The following is a 20158-nucleotide window of genomic DNA, read 5'->3' on the forward strand; positions in this document are numbered from 1 at the left end:
ATAATTGATATTTATTTTGCTAAGCTAAATTACATTTCACATAATTTATAGAAAATTTAACTACAGTAGCACCGATTTTATAACATAGAGAAATAAGTCCTTACTTTGATAAAGGTTGGCTTTTTTCGGGAAGTTGATTTTCTCATTCCAAATTTTTAACGATTTATATTAACAAAGGAAAAAAACATGCATCAACATAACTTCAATTTATCTGATCATTTTAAATTGGGCATTTTTGCCTCTAATTGTTCTGGAGGCTTAACACCTTCAACTCTAGATGATGGCTGGGATGCCAGTTGGAGCCAAAATTTAGAATTAGCGCAAATGGCCGATGATGCAGGAATTGATTTCATGTTATCCGCGGCACGTTTTATTGGTCATGGCGGCAAAAAGGATTTTCATGGAACGGTGTTAGAGACAGTGACATGGACATCTGCATTATTAGCAAAAACTAAAAATATTCAGATCTTCGCTACTTTACATACAGTATTGAATCATCCAATTGTCGTCGCAAAACAAATCGCAACCATGGCCCAAGTCAGTGATAATCGTGTTGGGCTAAACATCGTCGCAGGGTGGAATAAACCTGAATACGACGCTATGGGTTTACAATTACCTGATGATCATGAGACACGATATGGTTATGCACAAGAATGGTATGAATTAATTAAAAAAACTTGGCAAAGTACTGAGCCATTCAATTGGGAGGGTAAATTTTTTCAAACCCAAGGCACCTATGGCAAACCAGCTCCTCAAGTTTTTCCACCCATTTTTAATGCCGCTGGTTCAAAAGAAGGGCGCGAGTTTGCAGTTAAAAACTCAGATTTTTTATTTACACCCGCCGCTGATTTAGCACGCTCAGTGACAGAAATTAAAGAACTTAAAGATGAGGCTGAAACTTTAGGTCGAAAAATTAAAGTCCTGACCTTTGCTCATGTGATTTGTCGGCCAACTGAAGAAGAAGCGAAAGCTGAGTGGGATCGACAATTAAATAATGCAGATCATGGTGCTATACAGCAATTAATGGATACCTTATTTTCGTTTTGTAAATCTTTCCCAGCTGATTTACGGGAAGAATTGCGCCAACGTATTGCCGTAGGTCATGGCGGTTTTCCATTGGTTGGTACTCCTGAACAAGTTGCTGAAGGGTTGATACTGTTACATGAAACAGGTTTTTCAGGCAGTACCTTATCTTTCCTCAATTATACGCAAGAATTTCCATATTTCAGGGATCACGTTTTACCGATTTTAAAAGATAGAGGTTTACTAAAATCATAATTATGATTGAAAGAATTTTCTGATTGCTCGTTGAACTTGTGACAATCTTTAGCCATTTAAGGATTGTCACAATGTGTTGTGAGTCCTTTATTTATATGAAAAAAGTAATGAATTTTGAGTAGGAATCTATATTTTTTGTGCTATAAGATTAGCTCAATAATTAAACTTGAGAATAACAAATGTCTGAACAGAAATATCATTGGTACTTAATTGGTTATACGTTTAATGATAAGAGTAATAACGGCAATACAAGGAATTTCAGCATTCAGCTGCCACTAGAAACATTCTTGCCACCAGTTTCTAAATCTAAATTGAACGAATTAAGCGTCATAGGCGCCGAGTGGATTCAAAAGAATGATCCCAAGACTGAACCAGAGAATTTATTTGCGATCTCGATTTGCTATTTAGGTGAAATGACAGAATCGCAATTTAATGCTTAGGTTAGATGTAAAAGAAGGCCCTAAAGGGCTTTCTCTTTATAATTAAAACTAATTTTTAAGTTCCTAAAAGGATAAATGATGAGTGACTATATCAGTATTAATAAGCATGCTTGGAACTTAAAAACAAATGCGCATATCAACAGCGAGTTTTATGATAATTTTTCCTTTCTAAAAGGAAGAAACACACTAAATCCAATAGAGTTGGGTATTTTAGGGGATATTTCAGGCAAATCCATATTGCACTTACAATGTCATTTCGGACAAGATTCTATGTCTTTGGCTCAACTTGGAGCTAATGTTACAGCTATAGATTTTTCAGAAGAAGCCATAAAAAAAGCAAAAGAGTTTAACGATGAACTAGGCTTAAATGTAGAGTTTATTTGCTCCGATATTTATGAACTACCCAATATTTTAGACAAAAAATACGATTACATTTTTACGAGCTACGGTGTTATAGGATGGTTAGAAAATTTAGATTTATGGGCTAAGGTGATATCCAATTTTTTAAAGATTGGGGGTAAATTTTTGATTGTTGAATTTCATCCAGTCATATGGATGTTTGATGATGAGATTAAAAATATAACATTTAGCTACTTCAAAAATGACCCTATAAATGAAACATCTACTGGCTCTTATGCTGATAAATCAGCGGAAATAAACTATCAAACAATCACTTGGAATCATAGCCTGAGTGAAATATTTACAAGTTTAATCAATCATGGAATAAATGTTCTCGAATTCAAAGAATATGATTACTCATCCTATAACTGTTTTGCCAATATGATGAAAGAGAATGAAAAATACAGGATTGAGCATTTTGGCAAAAAATTACCATTGATGTTCTCAATATTGGGTGAAAAGAACCAAAATATTTAGATTTAAATTAATTAAATATTAATAGCTTATTACTAAAATACTTTAATTGGCTTGCAGGTGTTTTTTTTAAAATCTAATGGTTGTTTTCATGCTAAAGGCTCTTCCTTAATGAAGCTTTTCTTTAAGATAAACGTATAATCAATTTAACTTTCATTATGAATTGTCTAAAGCTTTAAGATTGAGTTGATATGAAGAATTCTGCACGAATACATTGTTTTGATGATCTGGATAGCTTAGAGCTACTTATCGCAGATTTTTCTGACCATGAGTTTGAAAGGCATTGGCATGATACTTGGTCTGTTGGTGTTGTATTGCGAGGGGCAAATAACAATAGTGCACAGCGAAAAATGGAAGGGATTGTCCACTGTGGTGAAGTCAGCATCATTGCTCCAGGGGAAGTTCATGCTGGAACGGTCGTTGGCGAGCAAGGATGTCGCTATTTTATGTTTTATCCAAAGGTGGAGAGTGTATTTAATACGGCTGAAAGTATGGAAATGCATTTACCTCCGAATATTGTGGCTGGCCTAAAACAAACTGTATTTGCGGAAAAGCTTTGTGAGGCTGCCACAGTTTTAACAAACATAGACGCTGATAAATTTGAAAAAGACGTTGTTTGGACTAACTGCATGGCTGAATTTCTTCACGTATTTTCTTCTGCTGGAGTACAAAACCTTGTAAGCGAAAAGAGTTCAGCATCATCACATTTAATACGAGCAAAAGAATATCTTCATGATTATCAGTTAGAAGGAATTAGTCTAGACAGATTAGCTCAAGCAGCAGGTATGTCGAAATTCCATCTATGTCGCCAATTTACAGCAAAGTTTGGTTTGTCCCCAAGTCGTTATCAACGGCAACTTAAACTACAGCAAGTGAAAAGAATGCTTTCGGCAGGTCGTGATATCGCAGAAATTGCAGTTAGCTGTGGCTTTTCTGATCAGTCTCATTTAGGAAGAGCATTTAAATCTACTTATGGGACGACTCCTCGTAATTATCGCAACTTCAGTCGCTGAGCAATATCATTCTATCTTGTTGGTTTAGAGATATTGAAAATATGTCCAATTAACGTTTCAAATGATGTTTATGGATATTTCAATACTTTGGCTGTTTGCTATTTCTGCTACGATCTTAACGCTTATTCCGGGTCCTGATATGTTGCGTGCATTATCAAATGCAATGAGTCAGGGAGCTAAGGCTGGATTGATCACTGTATTGGGTGCTGTGACTGGAGTGATGTTCCATATCCTATTTGCAATTGCTGGTGTAACGGCATTAATTTATTCTTCTCCTGTATTGTATAAAAGTTTTGTCATTGTTGGTGCGTTATACATTTTGTGGGTTGGTGTTAGTATATTTATAAATAATAATCCACTTAACATTGATAATACCAAGTCTAAGAAAAGCAATAAAAAGCTTTATGCAGAAGGATTACTCACCAACCTCTTAAATCCCAAAGCGATTATATTTACACTGGCCTTTATTCCTCAGTTCATTCAAATAGAGGCTGGTGGTGTCACGTTGCAAATGTTAATACTTGGCGTTGAGTTGATCATTATCATGTTGTTAATACAAATTCCTCTAGTATTTTTAGCTGAAAAAATTGCTGTTAATGTCAAATCAAACTCTAAAAACGGTATTTATATCAACAGATTTTTTGGCGTCATTATTGTATTTTTAGGCTTAATGGTTTTATTTGTTCGCTTATAACAAAGTTGGCCTTATTTTAAGTCGGATGAAAAAGGATATTTAGAGTATTTTATTGCGATGAATTTTGGGGGACAAAAAGAACCAAGCAAAGCACTAGAAGATTCTATAAAATAAACGAAAATTTTCACTCAATTTAAAAATTGGCTCTTTGTATAAATGACTGATATAGAAATAGAAACACATCCATTGCAACCATTTTTACCTGCGACTGCAAAGCTGCTGATGCTTGGCAGTTTTCCACCGCCACAAACTCGCTGGAAGATGGATTTTTACTATCCAAACCTTCAAAATGACATGTGGCGGATATTTGGTCTTGTTTTCTTTAAAGATAAAAATCATTTTTTAGATTTACCCAATAAAAATTTTAAAGAGCAACTGATCCGTGAGTTCTTAACTCAAATTGGTGTAGGAATCTTTGACACGGCCTATCAAGTGAAACGATTACAAGGTAATGCATCTGATAAATTTTTAGAAATTGTTACGCCTACAGATTTATCCAAATTACTGGAACAAATTCCACTGTGCCATACCATTATGACTACAGGCGATAAAGCGACAGATACGCTGATGCTACACTTTCCAGAGCAAGCTAGTAAGCCTATGATTGGACAGTCGGTACAGGTAAATTTTGATGATCGAGAGCTGAATTTATACCGATTACCATCATCATCAAGAGCCTATCCTTTAGCGCTGGATAAGAAAGCAGAAGCCTATCAACAGTTCTTTAGACAAATTGGTTTAGTGTAGTTTGTTGTTATGAAAATGACCAATCATGATTATAAGCTACTATAAAATAAAAGGAATATAAGTATGATTCATAGTAATGTTTTTGAGGCTATACAGAATGAAAGTGGCATCAGAAGGATCGATAATATTTATATAGATAGAGATGGAAATAGTGAAGATAACTCATTTTCTATAGAACAATTAATGATTGAAATTGATTTTAAGCTTTGGGTCTTTCAAGTAAATCGAGAGTTTGATGAAATTGAATTAATCCTTAAAACTAAATTAGAGATCAATTTTGAAGAGTATAAAGAATTTAATAGCCTCTCTAATTTGAAAGGCTTAGAGATTGGATCATTGTTTGCAATTATTAATGAAAGAGGTTACACCGATGGAGTTAAATTGAAATTATTTAGTGGGATATTAACTAGTGAAACTCCTCCTTTTTGTGGAACACTCACATTGATTGCTTTAGCTTCAGGTCTACAATATGAGTTGAGTTCGGTAGGAATTGATACATATCTAATTTAATTTACATCATCCATTCAACAGGAAAATAAGACACAAAGTGCATGGTAAAACGCTGAAATCTGGTACTTTCAGGGTCATGATGATGTTCAACTACTTCACCATTTTCTTTATGCTCATACCAAACAATATTGCCATTTTGATCTAATTTGAGCTGATATGCCACTTGTAACAAATGCTGATCAAGCATGGCGGTGATCTGGTCTTGTAAATGATCAGATTCCACCACTAAACCAACTTCTGTATTTAGATGAGCAGAGCGCGGGTCAAAGTTAAACGATCCAATAAAAACTTTTCCATCGACATCAAAAAATTTGGCATGCAAACTTGAACGGTTTTTGCCTTTTACAGGAATCACGCTACCTGTCGCAATTTCATACCAAGTCCGTTTTTTACGTTCAATATTCGGTTTAAACTCATAGAGTTGTACGCCACTTTGTAAAAGTGGTTTACGGTATTGGCTATAAAAAGAATGTACCACGGCGACATCATTCGCCACTAAGCTATTGGTCAAGACACGGACTTGAATACTATCTTTGGTGAGTTGATTGAGGTAGGTGGTTCCTTGTTTAGTTGGTACGAAATAAGCGGAGACCAACTCCATATGTTGTTCTGGTTTACCCATAATTTTCAGAACTTGAGCATATAAAAGTTCCTGATCTTTGGCTTGTCCTAAGGCCTTATTCGGATGATCTGCGACAAAATGCGCTTTTGCCCATTGGATCGGATAGTTTTGTAGACGTAATTTTAAATAATCTTGAGCGGCTTCGAGTTTATCTTCGGTGGGTGTATCAACCTGATCTAAGGCTTTATAAGTATTTCTTAAACTTTCCAGTTGTTGAGGTGTACCAGAACCCATTAATTGTTCTGTTGAATAACTGAGCTTATCTGACCAGAATTCATCGAAAACCTGTTCCGCGCGATCGACGGCTTTACCGTAGAACAAAATATCCATATCGCTAAATTGAAACTGGTCGCTGGCATCAAAATATTCACTACTGATATTACGCCCACCCGTCACTGCGATTGAATGATCGGCAATAGTGAGCTTATTGTGCATACGATGATTAATCTGTTTTAGTCTAAAAACATAATCAATAAAGCGTAAGTGCCTAAACTTATAAGGATTGAAAATACGGATTTCAAAATTTGGATGCTGGGCTAGGGCTTTTAAGGTTTTATCTAGTTTTACGCCATTCTGATCATCAATCAATAAACGGACTTTTACCCCGCGATCAGCTGCTTTGAGCAACTCATGCAGCATCATGTTGCCAATGGCGTCGTCATTCCAAATATAATATTGTAAATCCAATTGATACTTGGCATTTCGAATTAAATGAATACGAGAGGCAATACTTAAGAAGGCATCATCCAATGCTAAAAATGCAGTTAAACCTTTTTCAATATTAAGATCGGCTTGTGGATCATTCATCCACTTTGTTTTCGTATGCAAGGAGTTACTCCGATCATGGTTCTGGTTGGGTGGCAAAGAACAACCACCAATTCCTAACATGATAACAAGTGTCATTATCTTAAAATGGTATGAATTGTTTATCATTTTATTGATCAAGCGTGTGGATCCAACAGTAATGTATAGATGATTGATTTTCTTATATATCTAAATGTTTGTTTGTTCCAAGGGTGAAATGTAATTATAAATATAATCAATAAGTTATCATTTTAATAATTTAATTTTATATGTAAATAAGTTCCAATGAGTACAGCCTAATAGAATCTAGATCAATAAATATTGAGCTTAAGTACTATACTGGTGTATAGTATATTTTTAGATTTAATGTGGTCGACATTATGCCTAAACAATTAGAGGATAAAAAAAAGATTCTCACACGTGTAAAACGAATCCAAGGCCAAGTTCAGAGTGTGGAACGTGCTTTGGAAAGTGACACAGAATGTGCTGATATCTTGCAGCAAATCTGTGCAGTTCGTGGTGCATTAAATGGTTTGATGACGGAACTTCTCGAAATTCATTTAAAAGATACACTGGTTGTCGGTGAATCTTCTGAGTTGCAACGCAGTCAAGAGCTTATTCAAGTCAGTAAAATTCTTAAATCTTATTTAAAGTAAAATTCAGGAGTGTCATTGTGATTAAATCTCGTGCAGCCGTTGCTTTTGCCGCAGGCGAACCATTACAAATCGTAGAGCTTGATGTTGAACCACCTAAAGCGGGTGAAGTCCTGATTAAAATTACCCATACTGGCGTGTGCCATACTGATGCCTTCACTTTGTCAGGTGATGATCCTGAAGGTGTTTTCCCCGCAGTGCTAGGCCATGAAGGTGCAGGGGTTGTGGTGCAGGTTGGTGAAGGCGTGACCAGTGTTGCAGTCGGTGACCATGTGATTCCGTTGTATACCGCTGAGTGTAAAGAATGCTTATTCTGTAAATCGGGCAAAACCAATTTATGCGTTGCTGTTCGCGCAACTCAAGGTAAAGGTGTGATGCCAGATGGCACAACACGTTTTTCTTATAATGGACAACCGATTTATCACTATATGGGTTGTTCAACCTTTAGTGAATACACCGTTGTTGCAGAAGTGTCTCTAGCAAAAATTAACCCTGAAGCCAATCACGAACAAGTGTGTTTACTCGGTTGTGGTGTAACCACAGGGATTGGTGCAGTACAGAACACTGCGAAAGTACAGGAAGGTGACAGTGTTGCTGTGTTTGGTTTAGGTGGTATTGGTCTTGCAGTTGTACAAGGCGCACGTCAAGCCAAAGCTGGGCGTATTATTGTCATTGATACCAATCCAGATAAATTTGAACTGGCAAAACAGTTTGGCGCAACAGATTTCCTTAATCCAAAAGATTATGAGCAACCTATTCAGCAAGTCATTGTTGAAATGACAGGTTGGGGCGTTGACCATTCTTTTGAATGTATTGGCAATACCAATGTGATGCGTTCGGCACTGGAATGTGCACATCGTGGCTGGGGACAATCGGTTATTATTGGGGTTGCAGGTGCAGGTCAAGAAATCTCAACACGTCCATTCCAGTTGGTGACAGGACGTAAATGGATGGGAACTGCTTTTGGTGGTGTAAAAGGCCGTAGCCAATTACCGAAAATGGTAGAAGATGCAATGAAAGGTGAAATTGAGTTAGCGCCATTCGTAACACATACTATGCCGTTGGACGATATTAATCATGCCTTTGATCTAATGCATGAAGGTAAGTCGATTCGTACTGTGATTCATTTCTAATTTAAAAATGATAGGATTTGATGGTGTGAAATACATCATCAAATCTTGGGTAATATGCAATGTCAAAAGCACAATTAAAGCTACATGTGCGAATCTTATCTGATGAGCAGATTGCTTTTGGTCCAGGTAAAGCTGAGCTACTTGAAGCAATCTATCGTACAGGCTCAATTTCTCAAGCAGCAAAGTCTATGGACATGAGTTATCGCCGTGCTTGGCAACTGGTTGATACCATGAATCAATGCTTTCATTCCAATCTGGTCGATACCCAAACAGGCGGAACGCATGGTGGTGGTGCAGTGGTAACCGAATTGGGGCAAGTGGTGCTCAAGAAATTTAGAGCAATGGAGCAGCAAGCAATTCAGGCTGTTGCAACTGAGTTTGAAGATTTAGCCAATTATCTAAAAGTAAATAAATAATCTTATAAATATAAATAATTTAAACAGTATTTCATCATCTTTGTTTTGATTTTTTCTTTCTCAATAAAAATTTGCTGAGTTATAGCGCATACATATTCTTGTCGGATCTTTTTAGCACCATCAATAAACCATTCAAACCGCATAAAACTTTAATAAATTTATTAAGCTATTAATTTATATGTTAAAAAAATTATTGGCACACTTTCTGCTTTTATCTATTCAAACTTGTATACAAGATAGGATTCATAAAGTGAGCGAAATAAAAACTTTAGGCTGGACAATTTCTGAATGGCAAACGGCGTACTTAAAGCAAGAAATTCAACTCGATATTTTGAAGGAGTTAGTTTCTGCACTTGATCCTAAGGACGTTGCTTGGATTTCTCTTGCGAGTGCAGATTTAGTTGAGCAACAAATCCAATCTTTAAAGCAACTGACTCAAGATGCTGAAAATCTGCAAAAACAATTTCCTCTCTATGGTGTGCCATTTGCAGTCAAAGACAATATTGATGTGGCTGGTTTTGTTACCACAGCAGCATGTAAGGCATTAAATACTGTTGCAACACAAGATGCTGAAACTGTTCGTTTACTTAAACAAGCCGGCGCGATTGTCGTTGGTAAAACCAATCTTGATCAATTTGCCACAGGTTTGGTTGGCACACGTTCACCATTTGGGGCAGTACCGAATAGTTTTAAACCTGAATATGTCAGTGGTGGTTCAAGTTCAGGTTCTGCCAGTGTGGTAGCAAGAGGTTTAGTTCCATTTTCTTTAGGAACTGATACCGCTGGGTCAGGACGTGTGCCAGCAGCATTTAATAATATTGTCGGTTTAAAGCCAACCAAAGGCCGCTTTTCTAATCGAGGCCTATTACCCGCAGTAAAAAGTATTGATTGTATTTCAATCTTTGCTCTTACAGTGACTGATGCTGAATTGGTGGCTGCTCAAGTCGAAGCTTATGACGCTTTAGATAGCTATTCACGTCAACATCCTAAAAACGTACCTGCGCGTTTTTCCAGCAAATTGAAATTTGCCATTCCGAATCAATTAAATTTCTTTGGTGATGAGCTGGCGGAAAAAGCCTTTCAACACACCATTCAATTGCTGGAGAGCTTAAATGCTGAAATTACTCGCATTGATTTTTCTGCTTTTGAACAACTTGCAGCACAACTTTATCAAGGCCCTTGGGTGGCAGAACGCACTGCAGCGGCTGCTGATCTACTCAAAACCAATGCTGCTGATTTTGATCCGACCGTTTTAGAGATTATTCAACAAGGTGAAAAGTATTCAGCCGTGGATGCCTACAACGCTGAATATTTAAAACAGGATTTGACCCGTAAAATTCAAGACAGCTTGGCTGAGTTTGATGCCTTGATCGTGCCAACTTCACCAACGATTTATACCATTGAACAAATGCAACAGCATCCGATTGAATATAACGCGCATTTCGGCACGTATACCAATTTCACCAACCTCGCTGATTTAAGTGCCTTGGCATTACCCGCAGGCTTTAGAGCTGACAACCTACCTTTTGGCATCACCTTAATTGCACCTGCTTGGCACGATGCAGCCTTAGTCCATTTTGGTAAAGCATGGCAGAACTATTTAGCACTCAAACTTGGCGCTTTAGATAAGACATTAGCTGTAGCAAGTACACCGACTTTGGTGTCACCTCATCATATTCGTGTCGCAGTTGTAGGGGCTCATCTAACAGGGATGCCATTGAATTTTCAGCTCACCACACGCGGTGCCGTTCATGTTGAAACCACCAAAACTTCTCAGGATTATGCGCTTTATGCCTTAAATGGCACGGTTCCGCCAAAACCGGGTTTGGCTCGTCAGCAAGATGGACAAAGCATCATTGTCGAGCTTTGGGATGTACCAACAGCACGCTTCGGTGAGTTTGTGGCAGAAATTCCAACCCCATTGGGCATGGGCAATGTCGAACTTGAAGATGGTCGTTGGGTTAAAGGCTTTATTTGTGAACCCTATGGCTTAGGCGATGCAGAGAATATCAGCCATTTTGGCGGTTGGAGAGCGTATATCCAACATCGCAATAACCAAGTAGCAAATGCAGCCAATTAATTTTTAGGGGGAAATCATCATGTTTAAGACCGTACTTATTGCAAACCGTGGTGAAATTGCTGTTAGAGCAATTCGAACACTAAAAAAACTAGGTATCACCAGTGTCGCGGTTTATTCAGACAGCGACCGTTATGCACAGCATGTACAGGATGCAGATGTCGCAATTGCACTAAATGGTTTAAAACCAGCTGATACTTATTTGAGTATCGAAAAACTGATTCAAGCTGCTAAACAAACTGGGGCAGAAGCAATTTTTCCGGGCTATGGTTTCCTGTCTGAGAGTGCAGATTTCTCTCGTGCTTGTGAAGAAAATAATATTGCCTTTATGGGGCCAACTGCAGAACAGATTCTGGAATTTGGTTTAAAACACCGTGCACGTGAACTGGCCGCAGCGGCCCATGTTCCGATGACCCCTGGTACAGGCTTACTAGACAGTTTAGAGGAAGCATTGACTGCGGCTGAACGTATTGGTTATCCAATCATGCTTAAAAGCACCGCAGGTGGTGGTGGTATCGGCCTTACCCGTTGCGACAGCCCACAAGCACTGGCCGATGCTTATGAAAGCGTGAAACGCCTAGGTGAGCAGTTCTTTAAAGATGCAGGTGTTTTTATTGAATGTTTTATTGATAAAGCACGTCATGTCGAAGTACAGATTTTTGGTGATGGTAAAGGTCAAGTGGTTGCGTTTGGAGAGCGTGATTGTTCATTGCAACGTCGTAACCAGAAAGTGGTTGAAGAAACCCCCGCAGCAAACTTGCCTGAAGCAACCCGTAAAAAGCTACATCAAGCCGCAGTTGAATTGGGTCGCTCTGTCAATTATCGCAGTGCAGGAACGGTTGAGTTTATTTATGATGCCAAGCGGGATGAATTTTATTTCCTTGAAGTGAATACCCGTTTACAGGTGGAGCATCCAGTAACGGAAATGGTGACAGGTCTTGACTTGATCGAGTGTATGCTCAAAGTGGCGGCTGGCGATGCATTGGATTGGGACTATCTCAGCAATATCCAACCGCAAGGTGCGGCAATTGAAGTCCGAGTCTATGCCGAAGATCCTGTGAAAAATTTCCAGCCAAGCCCGGGTGTGCTCACTGAAGTTTCATTTCCAGAAGGTATCCGTGTTGATACTTGGGTGAAAACAGGTACCGAAATTTCCCAGTATTTTGATCCAATGATTGCCAAGATTATTGTGCATGCGGAGGATCGAGCCACTGCGATTGAAAAATTAAAAGTGGTTTTAGCGGAAACACGTTTAAATGGCATCAGCACCAACTTGGATTATGCACGTGCGATTGTTTCTGACCAACGTTTTGAATCCATGCAAATCTGGACACGTATGCTCGATGATTTTGACTATTCGCCAAAAGTCATTGAAGTGATCCAAGCGGGTACACTTAGTTCAATTCAAGATTATCCTGGGCGTACAGGCTATTGGGATATTGGTGTACCACCATCTGGCCCTATGGATGATTATGCATTCCAACTGGCTAATCGCATTGTGGGCAATGATGCCAAAGCAGCGGGTTTTGAATTTACCTTGGTTGGGCCAACATTAAAATTTCATGCAGATACCACCATTGCACTGACGGGTGCAAGCTGTACTGCCGTGTTGGATGACCAACGCATTGCTTTTTGGCAACCGATTAAGGTCAAAGCAGGTCAAACCTTGAAAATTGGTCAAGTAGCATCAGGCTGCCGTACATACTTAGCTGTACGTGATGGACTAGATGTACCCTTATATTTAGGTAGCCGATCAACCTTTGCATTGGGTAATTTTGGTGGTCATGCAGGCCGGACTTTACGTGTTGGTGACATGATCAAAATGGTCGATGCAGAACTTGCCAGTGCGGAATTGCCACTGGCAACCGAGACACCACAAGCCTTATCCAAAGATCTCATTCCAGAATACAGCAATGAATGGGAAATTGCCGTGTTGTATGGGCCGCATGGCGCACCTGATTTCTTTAAACCTGAATATGTCGAAGAATTCTTTGCTTCTGAGTGGACGGTTCACTTTAACTCAAACCGTTTAGGCGTCAGACTATCAGGTCCGACACCGAGCTGGGCCAGAGAGAATGGCGGGGAGGCAGGCCTACATCCATCCAATGTGCATGACTGTGAATATGCCATTGGTGCGATCAACTTTACAGGTGATTTCCCTGTGATTTTGGCAAAAGATGGCCCAAGTTTAGGTGGCTTCGTTTGTCCTGTGACGATTGCCAAAGCTGAATTGTGGAAAGTAGGGCAATTAAAAGCCGATGACAAAATCCGTTTTTATCCGATTACAGTCGAGCAGGCCAACGAGTTAGAACTTAAGCAAATCGACAATATCCAGAACTTCGCCGATGCTGCTAAAGTCGTTGAAACCATTGAACCAGCTCAAGATGTATTTACCACCATTTTGGCTCAACGTGAACTAACTGATTTATCACCAAAAACCGTCTATCGCCAAGCGGGTGATAGCTATATCTTACTCGAATATGGTGAAAATGTTTTAGATTTGGCGCTTCGTTTGCGTGTGCATCAACTCATTCAAATGATTCGTGATGCCAATCTTGCAGGTGTTTTGGAATTGTCACCGGGCGTACGTTCACTACAAATTAAATATGATGGTCTGATGATTCCTCAAGCTGAGCTCATTAAGCAATTGCTTAAACTCGAAGATCAAATGGGCGATTTAAGCCAACTGAAAATCCCATCGCGTATTGTTCATTTACCAATGGCGTTTGAAGACAGTGCGACGCTGGGTGCAGTGGAACGTTATCAGGAAAGTGTTTGCGCCAAAGCACCGTGGTTGCCGAATAATGTTGATTTTATCCAACGTATTAACGGGCTAGCACATCGTGATGAAGTCAAAGATATTATTTTTGATGCCAGCTACTTAGTCCTTGGTTTGGGCGATGTCTATCTAACAGCTCCATGTGCGGTACCGATTGATCCACGTCACCGTCTACTCAGCTCTAAGTACAATCCTGCACGTACTTTTACTGCGGAAGGCACTGTCGGTATTGGCGGGATGTACATGTGTATTTATGGCATGGATTCACCGGGTGGTTATCAGTTGATTGGGCGCACGTTGCCGATCTGGAACAAGTTTAAAAAGAACAAGCAATTTGGTGATAAACAATGGTTCTTGCAATTCTTTGACCAGATTAAATATTTCCCTGTGACTGAAGCTGAATTGAATGAGTGGCGCGCAGATTTTGAAAATGGTCGCGCTCAAATTCAGATTGAACAAACCGAGTTTGACTATGCAGACTATGTACAATTCTTGGGCAATGAAGCGGAAAGTATTGCGGCATTTAAGGACAAGCAACAACAGGCCTTTAGCACTGAGGTGAGTCGTTGGAAAGAAGAATTTGCTACACAACCAGAACAACATATTGAGCAAACCAATCATGTTGATTACAGCCATCTTTCTTCTTTAAATGCTTCAATGACAGGAAATATCTGGAAGATCTTTGTGGAACATGGTCAAGAGATCAAAAAAGGTGAAACTGTTGCTATTATTGAAGCGATGAAGATGGAGTTACCTGTCTATGCGGAAGAGGATGGTATTGTTAAAGCCATTATTTGCCGAGCAGGGCAAACTGTACACAGTGGCGAACCATTGGTCTATATGGAATAAGCTTGCATGAAAGAAGCGAACATCAACATAAAAAGCACAACCAAAGGCTCAGACAATTTGTCTGAGCTGGTTTACCAACGCATCAAGAATGATATTTTTGATTTCAAATTGATGCCAGGTGAACGCTTTACTGAGTCTGAAGTTGCCAAAGCCTATGATGTGAGTCGTACCCCAATCCGACAAGCCTTATATCGCTTACAACAAGAGGGCTATGTTGATGTGAGCTTTCGGAGCGGTTGGCAGATTCGACCGCTCAATTTTCGTTACTATGAAGAGCTTTATGATGTACGTATTGTTTTGGAAAAAGATTCGATTCGTAAACTCTGTCAGATTGACCACCACAATTCGGTTGAGCTGTCGGTGTTAAAAGACCTCTGGTTAGTACAACCTTCTGAGTATCTAAAAGATATTAAACAGTTGTCTCAGCAAGATGAGGATTTTCATTGTGCTTTGGTCCGAGCTTCAGGCAATAATGAGATGGCAAGGATCCATCGAGACTTAAGTGAGCGAATCCGAATCATCCGCCGTTTGGATTTTTCCAAAGATTATCGAGTGGAGGCAACTTATCAGGAACATCAAAAAATATTAGGTTTTATTTTCGATAGACTAACTGAACAAGCGATCAATGCGATTGAAGCGCATATTATGCAAAGTCGTGATGAAGTGAAAAAAATTACCTTACAGATGCTGGATTCGAGTCAGTTTTATTAGATTGACGGTGTTAGTATTTATATGATGAATCTAAACTAAATTATCGAATAACATAAATAAGGTGTTAACAATGTCGGAATCAATTTGGTCTGAGCAGGACAATCAAGAAATATTAGCTGTAGAGCTTAATATATATAAATTTTGTGAAGAACAAAAATTGGAACTTTTCGAGTTTTATGAGGAGGGCTTAGGAAAAGTTCTAGCAACTCATATCTATGAAGAAAAAGGATTTCTTGTAGTTTTTACAAAATATCTAGATGCACCTTTTTCTTGTGTTAATGTAGCTATTGATGCCTCTTGCAATAATGTAAAAGAATGGGAAGACCGTTTAATTAATAAATATTTTAAGAACTACCAAATATATTTTAAATTATCTGAAAGCTAGGAGACGGTCAAATAATCATGGTTTTGAGGGAGAAGACTGGGGAGCATCAGGTGTATGGAAAGAGTGCCTGAACTTGGAGATTATTTTAGTGAGATTGGGATATTTTTTTGTCACTTTTCTATCATCTTTTCCGATAATAAAAAATGATTTCTGGTCAAGTCATGCGCTTTAGTTTTGATGATTTAGCCAAGTAGTATATGAAAGCTAGGCTTCACAAAACTCTCTTTTCCATGCCTAATTCTGCATAAAACTAACAGTTTTTATCTGTTTGCTATTTAATAATAAAAATCACATTTCAAATCATCAGATGACACATGATGAATGACCAAACCCTAATCAAATTATTTCTAAAACTGGTACATAAAGAAGGTTTTTTTGCTACAGCCATTGATGGCATTACCCTAATGCGTGTCGATCACAACACACCACCGATTGCGGTGTTGCAAGAACCAACCCTCGTGTTTGTATTGCAAGGTCAAAAACGTGGCTATATCGGCACAGAGACTTATTCATTCAAGCAAAGCGAATGTTTAATTGTCTCAGTTTCCATGCCCTTTGATTGTGACACTATTGCCAGTCCAGAAGCACCAATGATTGCGATCAGCATGAAGTTAGAGGCAGATACTGTAAATGAGCTACTGGCTAAAACCTATTTTGAGAATTACCAGTTTAAGCCACTCACCACAGGAATGAGTGTGATCCAATATGACCAAACGATATCGAATGTCCTCATCCGTTTATTAAATACCTTGACGTCTGAACAGGATGTATTGATCTTAGGAGATCAAATTAAACGGGAGTTGCTCTATCGAGTGATACAACATTCAGGTGCTGATGCCTTAACAGGCTTGGTCGCTCAGGGCAATCTCAGACCGATTTATAAAATTTGTGAATATATTCAACATCATTTTACAGAAAAATTAACAGTTGAGATGCTGGCAGAGCAAGCTAATATGAGTACTTCTGCATTTCATAAAGCCTTTAAACAAGTCACACAATATTCACCATTGCAATATTTAAAAGTGGTTCGGTTGCATAAGGCAAAACAATTGTTGCAAAACGCAGACCAAAGTGTGGCTCAGGCGGCTTATGCTGTTGGATATCAGAGCTCTTCTCAATTTAGCCGAGAATTTAAAAAGCAGTTTGGTTTTCCACCGAAACATGCTGAATTTAATACTGAAACGGAGTCATGATCAGATGAATCAAAATAGCGTAGAACAAATGAAATATATCGAAATTACACAAGCTGGCGGTCCCGAAGTTTTACGAGTGGCTCAAGGGCCTCGACCAGAGATAAAAGAAGACGAAGTACTCATTGAAGTCTATGCAACAGGGATCAACAGACCTGACATTTTACAACGCCAAGGACTATATCCAATGCCCAAAGGGGTCACATTGGTTCCTGGACTTGAGGTATCGGGCGTAGTCGTACAAGTGGGTGCTCAGGTCAGCAAATTTAAAGTCGGTGATAAAGTCTGTGCACTGACCAATGGTGGTGGATACGCAGAATATTGTGCAGTTCCAGCCAATCAAACTTTAAAAATTCCAAAGAACTTGAGCTTTGTCGAAGCTGCGGCTATTCCTGAAACCTATTTTACTGTTTGGGCGAATTTGTTTCAGATAGGACAGTTAAATAAGAATGAAACTGTGTTGATTCATGGTGGGGCCAGTGGCATTGGTTCCACAGCAATCAGCTTATGCCATGCAATGGGCATCAAAAACTTCTCCACGGTTGGAAGTGATGACAAAGTTGAAAAATTATCCTCTGTGTCACAGGTGATCAATTACAAAACACAGGATTTTGAAAAAGAGGTTTTGGCTCAAACCGATGGCCAAGGTGTAGATGTGATCTTGGATATCATTGGTGCAGCCTACTTCAATCAAAATCTGAGATTATTAAAGCGTGATGGGCGATTGGTGATTATTGGCTTTATGGGTGGTCGAAAAGTCGATGGCTTTGATATACAGGAGTTGATGTTAAAACGTGCTGTAGTGACTGGCTCAACCATGCGTGCAAGAACCAATGCTGAAAAAGCTAAAATTGCCAAAGAGCTTGAGCAGTTTGTTTGGCCCTTGATTGAAGCAGATCAATGCAAGCCAATGATCTACAAAACTTTTGCATTTGATGAAGTGGCTCAGGCACATCAATGTCTGGAAAGCAGTCAACATACAGGCAAAGTGGTACTCGAAATTAAATCTGAATTTGCCTAATTGTGTTCAATCCATGCCTGTTCATACTCAAAACTTGAGTGGGACAGGTCACTCAAGCAGTATGTATATAAACATAACGACCTGATGAGGAATCTCAAAAATGACAACAAATCCTGATGATCGCAACCCAAGTCCAGACCATGCAGAAGACAATGCTTTTTTCCCATCGCCATATTCGCTCAGCCAATACACCTCGGCAAAAACAGATTACGATGGCACGACTTATCCAAACCCATATCAAGGCGACAAACGGATTTTAATGATTGCAACAGATGAACGTTATATCTTGATGCAAAACGAAAAATTCTTTTCTACAGGAAATCACCCAGTAGAAATGTTATTGCCAATGTTCCACTTGGATAATGCAGGTTTTGCCTTTGATGTGGCAACACTTTCGGGCAATCCAGTTAAGTTGGAAATGTGGGCGATGCCGAATGAAGAACAAGTGGTCTTAGATACTTATAAAAAATATGAAAAGCAACTCAAAGCACCACTGAAGTTGGCAGATATTTTGGAACAAGCCCTAAGTCCAGATTCACCTTATGCAGGTATCTTTATTCCAGGTGGGCATGGTGTACTGGCTAAAATTCCAGAAAGTGCAGAAGTAAAAGCTCTGCTAAAGTGGGCTGTTGAAAATGATAAATATGTGATTACGCTGTGTCATGGTCCTGCATCTTTACTCGCTGCGGCTGTTGATGAAAATCCACAAGATTATATTTTTAAAGATTATCAGATTTGTGTGTTCCCAGATGCTTTGGATAAAGGTCCGAATATTGAGATTGGTTACATGCCGGGTCAATTGCCATGGTTGGTTGGTGAAAATCTTGAGAAGCTGGGCGTCAAAATCTTGAACAAGGGAATTACAGGACAAGTACATCAAGATCGAAAATTATTAACAGGTGATAGTCCACTTGCATCTAATAATCTTGGGAAACTTGCTGCGACAACCTTATTGGCAGATCCAGAATTCAATTAAATAGTTGCTGAAAAAGTAAAAAGCCTAACTCAATTGTTGGGCTTTTTTATATAAAAGATTCTGATGAGCATGATTAAAATTTGCTTATCTCGCCGTCTAATTTTCACAGTATTTTCCATGCCCAATCTTCGACAAAGTAACATTTAACTGACAGCTAAATTACATTTATGTCATTTGAACCTATTTCCAGTTTTGAGACGCTATTATCATCTTAAGCATAGCTTTAGCAGGTTTAAGATGAAGATATTACTAGTCGAAGATGATCAGAAAACAGGGAGTTATCTTAAACAAACGTTATCAGAAGCGGGTTATATGATTGATTGGGTGACAGATGAAATTACAGCAAAACATCTGACACTCATCTTGGGCGAATATGATTTGGTGGTATTGGATGTGATGTTTTCTGGTTTAAATGACTGGAATATACTGAATGATGTCGGAAGAAATGGCAGAAAAATGCCGATTTTATTTTTGATAGCCCATGATCAAATTGGAGAGCGTATTAAAGGATTTGGTCTTTCTTTCACTTTTGCAGAATTACTCGCACGGATTAAAAGCTTATTGGCCAGAGAGCCACGAAGTAGTGAAAGTAGCAAGATCAGTGTTGCAGATCTTGAATTGGATTTATGGAAACGTTGTGTCAGCCGTGCAGGGCAACGGATTAATCTCACAGCCCAAGAATACGCATTGATGGAACTATTTATGAGTAGACGTGGGGAAATTTTGCCTAGAGCCCTCATTGCGTCTCAGATCTGTGATATGAGCTATGATCGTGATACAAAAGCAGTAGAAGTGGCAATTAGTCGTTTAAGAAATAAAATTGATCGCAACTTTTTACCCAAGCTTATTCATAATATTTATGGAATGGGTTATGTACTCGAAGAGTGGAATCGGGTTCGTGCCAGAAAACATTAAGATTCAGTCATTAGAAATGATTAAATAAATTGTACTGATCAATTGTCAGCTATTTGACAATTCAGGATTAAG

The 20158-nt window shown here is 38.8% G+C and carries 19 protein-coding genes; 18 read left to right on the plus strand and 1 reads right to left on the minus strand.

The window, feature by feature from the left end; translation table 11 throughout:
* The first annotated feature begins 186 nt into the window (after positions 1–186).
* From FPL17_RS04660 to FPL17_RS04690, 7 genes are all read left to right on the plus strand, one after another.
* On the plus strand, positions 187–1278 hold the full coding sequence (locus tag FPL17_RS04660) for an LLM class flavin-dependent oxidoreductase (RefSeq protein WP_159883557.1): 1092 nt from the start codon (positions 187–189) through the stop codon (positions 1276–1278).
* A gap of 179 nt (positions 1279–1457) precedes the next feature.
* Positions 1458–1718 (plus strand): hypothetical protein, encoded by a 261-nt coding sequence (locus tag FPL17_RS04665; RefSeq protein WP_159883559.1) that lies wholly within the window; start codon positions 1458–1460, stop codon positions 1716–1718.
* A gap of 78 nt (positions 1719–1796) precedes the next feature.
* Positions 1797–2594 carry a class I SAM-dependent methyltransferase gene (locus FPL17_RS04670; protein ID WP_159883561.1) on the plus strand — a complete coding sequence of 266 codons (798 nt, stop codon included), beginning with the start codon at positions 1797–1799 and terminating at the stop codon, positions 2592–2594.
* A gap of 188 nt (positions 2595–2782) precedes the next feature.
* Positions 2783–3604, plus strand: a complete 822-nt coding sequence (locus FPL17_RS04675) for an AraC family transcriptional regulator (protein ID WP_159883563.1) — start codon at positions 2783–2785, stop codon at positions 3602–3604.
* Positions 3605–3674: 70 nt separating this feature from the next.
* Positions 3675–4298, plus strand: coding sequence for a LysE family translocator (locus FPL17_RS04680; protein WP_228277593.1), 624 nt, complete (start codon positions 3675–3677; stop codon positions 4296–4298).
* Positions 4299–4454: 156 nt separating this feature from the next.
* The gene (locus tag FPL17_RS04685; RefSeq protein ID WP_159883567.1) at positions 4455–5045 is read left to right on the plus strand and encodes a uracil-DNA glycosylase family protein; all 591 of its coding nucleotides are present in this window, start codon (positions 4455–4457) and stop codon (positions 5043–5045) included.
* Positions 5046–5108: 63 nt separating this feature from the next.
* Positions 5109–5555: a DUF6334 family protein gene (locus tag FPL17_RS04690; RefSeq protein ID WP_159883569.1), complete on the plus strand. Its 447-nt coding sequence runs from the start codon at positions 5109–5111 to the stop codon at positions 5553–5555.
* Between the two features lies 1 nt (position 5556).
* Here the strand turns inward: FPL17_RS04690 and FPL17_RS04695 are convergent, their stop codons facing one another.
* The gene (locus FPL17_RS04695) at positions 5557–7065 is read right to left on the minus strand and encodes a phospholipase D family protein (protein ID WP_159883571.1); all 1509 of its coding nucleotides are present in this window, start codon (positions 7063–7065) and stop codon (positions 5557–5559) included.
* 296 nt (positions 7066–7361) lie between these two features.
* Here FPL17_RS04695 and FPL17_RS04700 point away from each other — a divergent pair, with 296 nt between their 5' ends.
* The 11 genes from FPL17_RS04700 (at position 7362) to FPL17_RS04750 (ending at position 20086) form a co-directional block, all read left to right on the plus strand.
* A complete protein-coding gene (locus tag FPL17_RS04700) occupies positions 7362–7637 on the plus strand; it encodes a metal/formaldehyde-sensitive transcriptional repressor (RefSeq protein ID WP_004806866.1) in 276 nt (91 codons plus the stop codon).
* A gap of 20 nt (positions 7638–7657) precedes the next feature.
* The gene (locus tag FPL17_RS04705) at positions 7658–8767 is read left to right on the plus strand and encodes an S-(hydroxymethyl)glutathione dehydrogenase/class III alcohol dehydrogenase (protein ID WP_032859012.1); all 1110 of its coding nucleotides are present in this window, start codon (positions 7658–7660) and stop codon (positions 8765–8767) included.
* Between the two features lie 59 nt (positions 8768–8826).
* The gene (locus tag FPL17_RS04710; protein WP_005188250.1) at positions 8827–9183 is read left to right on the plus strand and encodes a winged helix-turn-helix domain-containing protein; all 357 of its coding nucleotides are present in this window, start codon (positions 8827–8829) and stop codon (positions 9181–9183) included.
* 250 nt (positions 9184–9433) lie between these two features.
* Complete coding sequence (gene atzF, locus FPL17_RS04715) at positions 9434–11263, plus strand: allophanate hydrolase (RefSeq protein ID WP_159883573.1); 1830 nt, start codon at positions 9434–9436, stop codon at positions 11261–11263.
* 19 nt (positions 11264–11282) lie between these two features.
* Positions 11283–14888, plus strand: coding sequence for an urea carboxylase (gene uca, locus FPL17_RS04720; RefSeq protein ID WP_159883575.1), 3606 nt, complete (start codon positions 11283–11285; stop codon positions 14886–14888).
* A gap of 6 nt (positions 14889–14894) precedes the next feature.
* Positions 14895–15599, plus strand: a complete 705-nt coding sequence (locus FPL17_RS04725) for a GntR family transcriptional regulator (protein WP_159883577.1) — start codon at positions 14895–14897, stop codon at positions 15597–15599.
* A 70-nt stretch (positions 15600–15669) separates the two neighbouring features.
* Positions 15670–15984 carry a hypothetical protein gene (locus FPL17_RS04730; protein WP_159883579.1) on the plus strand — a complete coding sequence of 105 codons (315 nt, stop codon included), beginning with the start codon at positions 15670–15672 and terminating at the stop codon, positions 15982–15984.
* 314 nt (positions 15985–16298) lie between these two features.
* Complete coding sequence (locus FPL17_RS04735; protein ID WP_159883581.1) at positions 16299–17177, plus strand: AraC family transcriptional regulator; 879 nt, start codon at positions 16299–16301, stop codon at positions 17175–17177.
* Positions 17178–17181: 4 nt separating this feature from the next.
* Complete coding sequence (locus tag FPL17_RS04740; protein ID WP_159883583.1) at positions 17182–18195, plus strand: NAD(P)H-quinone oxidoreductase; 1014 nt, start codon at positions 17182–17184, stop codon at positions 18193–18195.
* Positions 18196–18295: 100 nt separating this feature from the next.
* Positions 18296–19171 (plus strand): glyoxalase III HchA, encoded by an 876-nt coding sequence (gene hchA, locus FPL17_RS04745; protein ID WP_151716295.1) that lies wholly within the window; start codon positions 18296–18298, stop codon positions 19169–19171.
* A gap of 237 nt (positions 19172–19408) precedes the next feature.
* Positions 19409–20086 (plus strand): winged helix-turn-helix domain-containing protein, encoded by a 678-nt coding sequence (locus tag FPL17_RS04750; protein WP_159883585.1) that lies wholly within the window; start codon positions 19409–19411, stop codon positions 20084–20086.
* Positions 20087–20158: the final 72 nt, after the last annotated feature.

This window comes from Acinetobacter dispersus (genome assembly GCF_009884975.1).
GTDB lineage: Bacteria > Pseudomonadota > Gammaproteobacteria > Pseudomonadales > Moraxellaceae > Acinetobacter > Acinetobacter dispersus.

Coding starts and splice junctions, on each gene's coding strand:
- FPL17_RS04660 (WP_159883557.1), top strand. CDS start 187: ATGCATCAACATAACTTCAATTTATCTGATCATTTTAAATTGGGCATT.
- FPL17_RS04665 (WP_159883559.1), top strand. CDS start 1,458: ATGTCTGAACAGAAATATCATTGGTACTTAATTGGTTATACGTTTAAT.
- FPL17_RS04670 (WP_159883561.1), top strand. CDS start 1,797: ATGAGTGACTATATCAGTATTAATAAGCATGCTTGGAACTTAAAAACA.
- FPL17_RS04675 (WP_159883563.1), top strand. CDS start 2,783: ATGAAGAATTCTGCACGAATACATTGTTTTGATGATCTGGATAGCTTA.
- FPL17_RS04680 (WP_228277593.1), top strand. CDS start 3,675: ATGGATATTTCAATACTTTGGCTGTTTGCTATTTCTGCTACGATCTTA.
- FPL17_RS04685 (WP_159883567.1), top strand. CDS start 4,455: ATGACTGATATAGAAATAGAAACACATCCATTGCAACCATTTTTACCT.
- FPL17_RS04690 (WP_159883569.1), top strand. CDS start 5,109: ATGATTCATAGTAATGTTTTTGAGGCTATACAGAATGAAAGTGGCATC.
- FPL17_RS04695 (WP_159883571.1), bottom strand. CDS start 7,065: ATGTTAGGAATTGGTGGTTGTTCTTTGCCACCCAACCAGAACCATGAT.
- FPL17_RS04700 (WP_004806866.1), top strand. CDS start 7,362: ATGCCTAAACAATTAGAGGATAAAAAAAAGATTCTCACACGTGTAAAA.
- FPL17_RS04710 (WP_005188250.1), top strand. CDS start 8,827: ATGTCAAAAGCACAATTAAAGCTACATGTGCGAATCTTATCTGATGAG.
- uca (WP_159883575.1), top strand. CDS start 11,283: ATGTTTAAGACCGTACTTATTGCAAACCGTGGTGAAATTGCTGTTAGA.
- FPL17_RS04725 (WP_159883577.1), top strand. CDS start 14,895: ATGAAAGAAGCGAACATCAACATAAAAAGCACAACCAAAGGCTCAGAC.
- FPL17_RS04730 (WP_159883579.1), top strand. CDS start 15,670: ATGTCGGAATCAATTTGGTCTGAGCAGGACAATCAAGAAATATTAGCT.
- FPL17_RS04735 (WP_159883581.1), top strand. CDS start 16,299: ATGATGAATGACCAAACCCTAATCAAATTATTTCTAAAACTGGTACAT.
- FPL17_RS04740 (WP_159883583.1), top strand. CDS start 17,182: ATGAATCAAAATAGCGTAGAACAAATGAAATATATCGAAATTACACAA.
- hchA (WP_151716295.1), top strand. CDS start 18,296: ATGACAACAAATCCTGATGATCGCAACCCAAGTCCAGACCATGCAGAA.
- FPL17_RS04750 (WP_159883585.1), top strand. CDS start 19,409: ATGAAGATATTACTAGTCGAAGATGATCAGAAAACAGGGAGTTATCTT.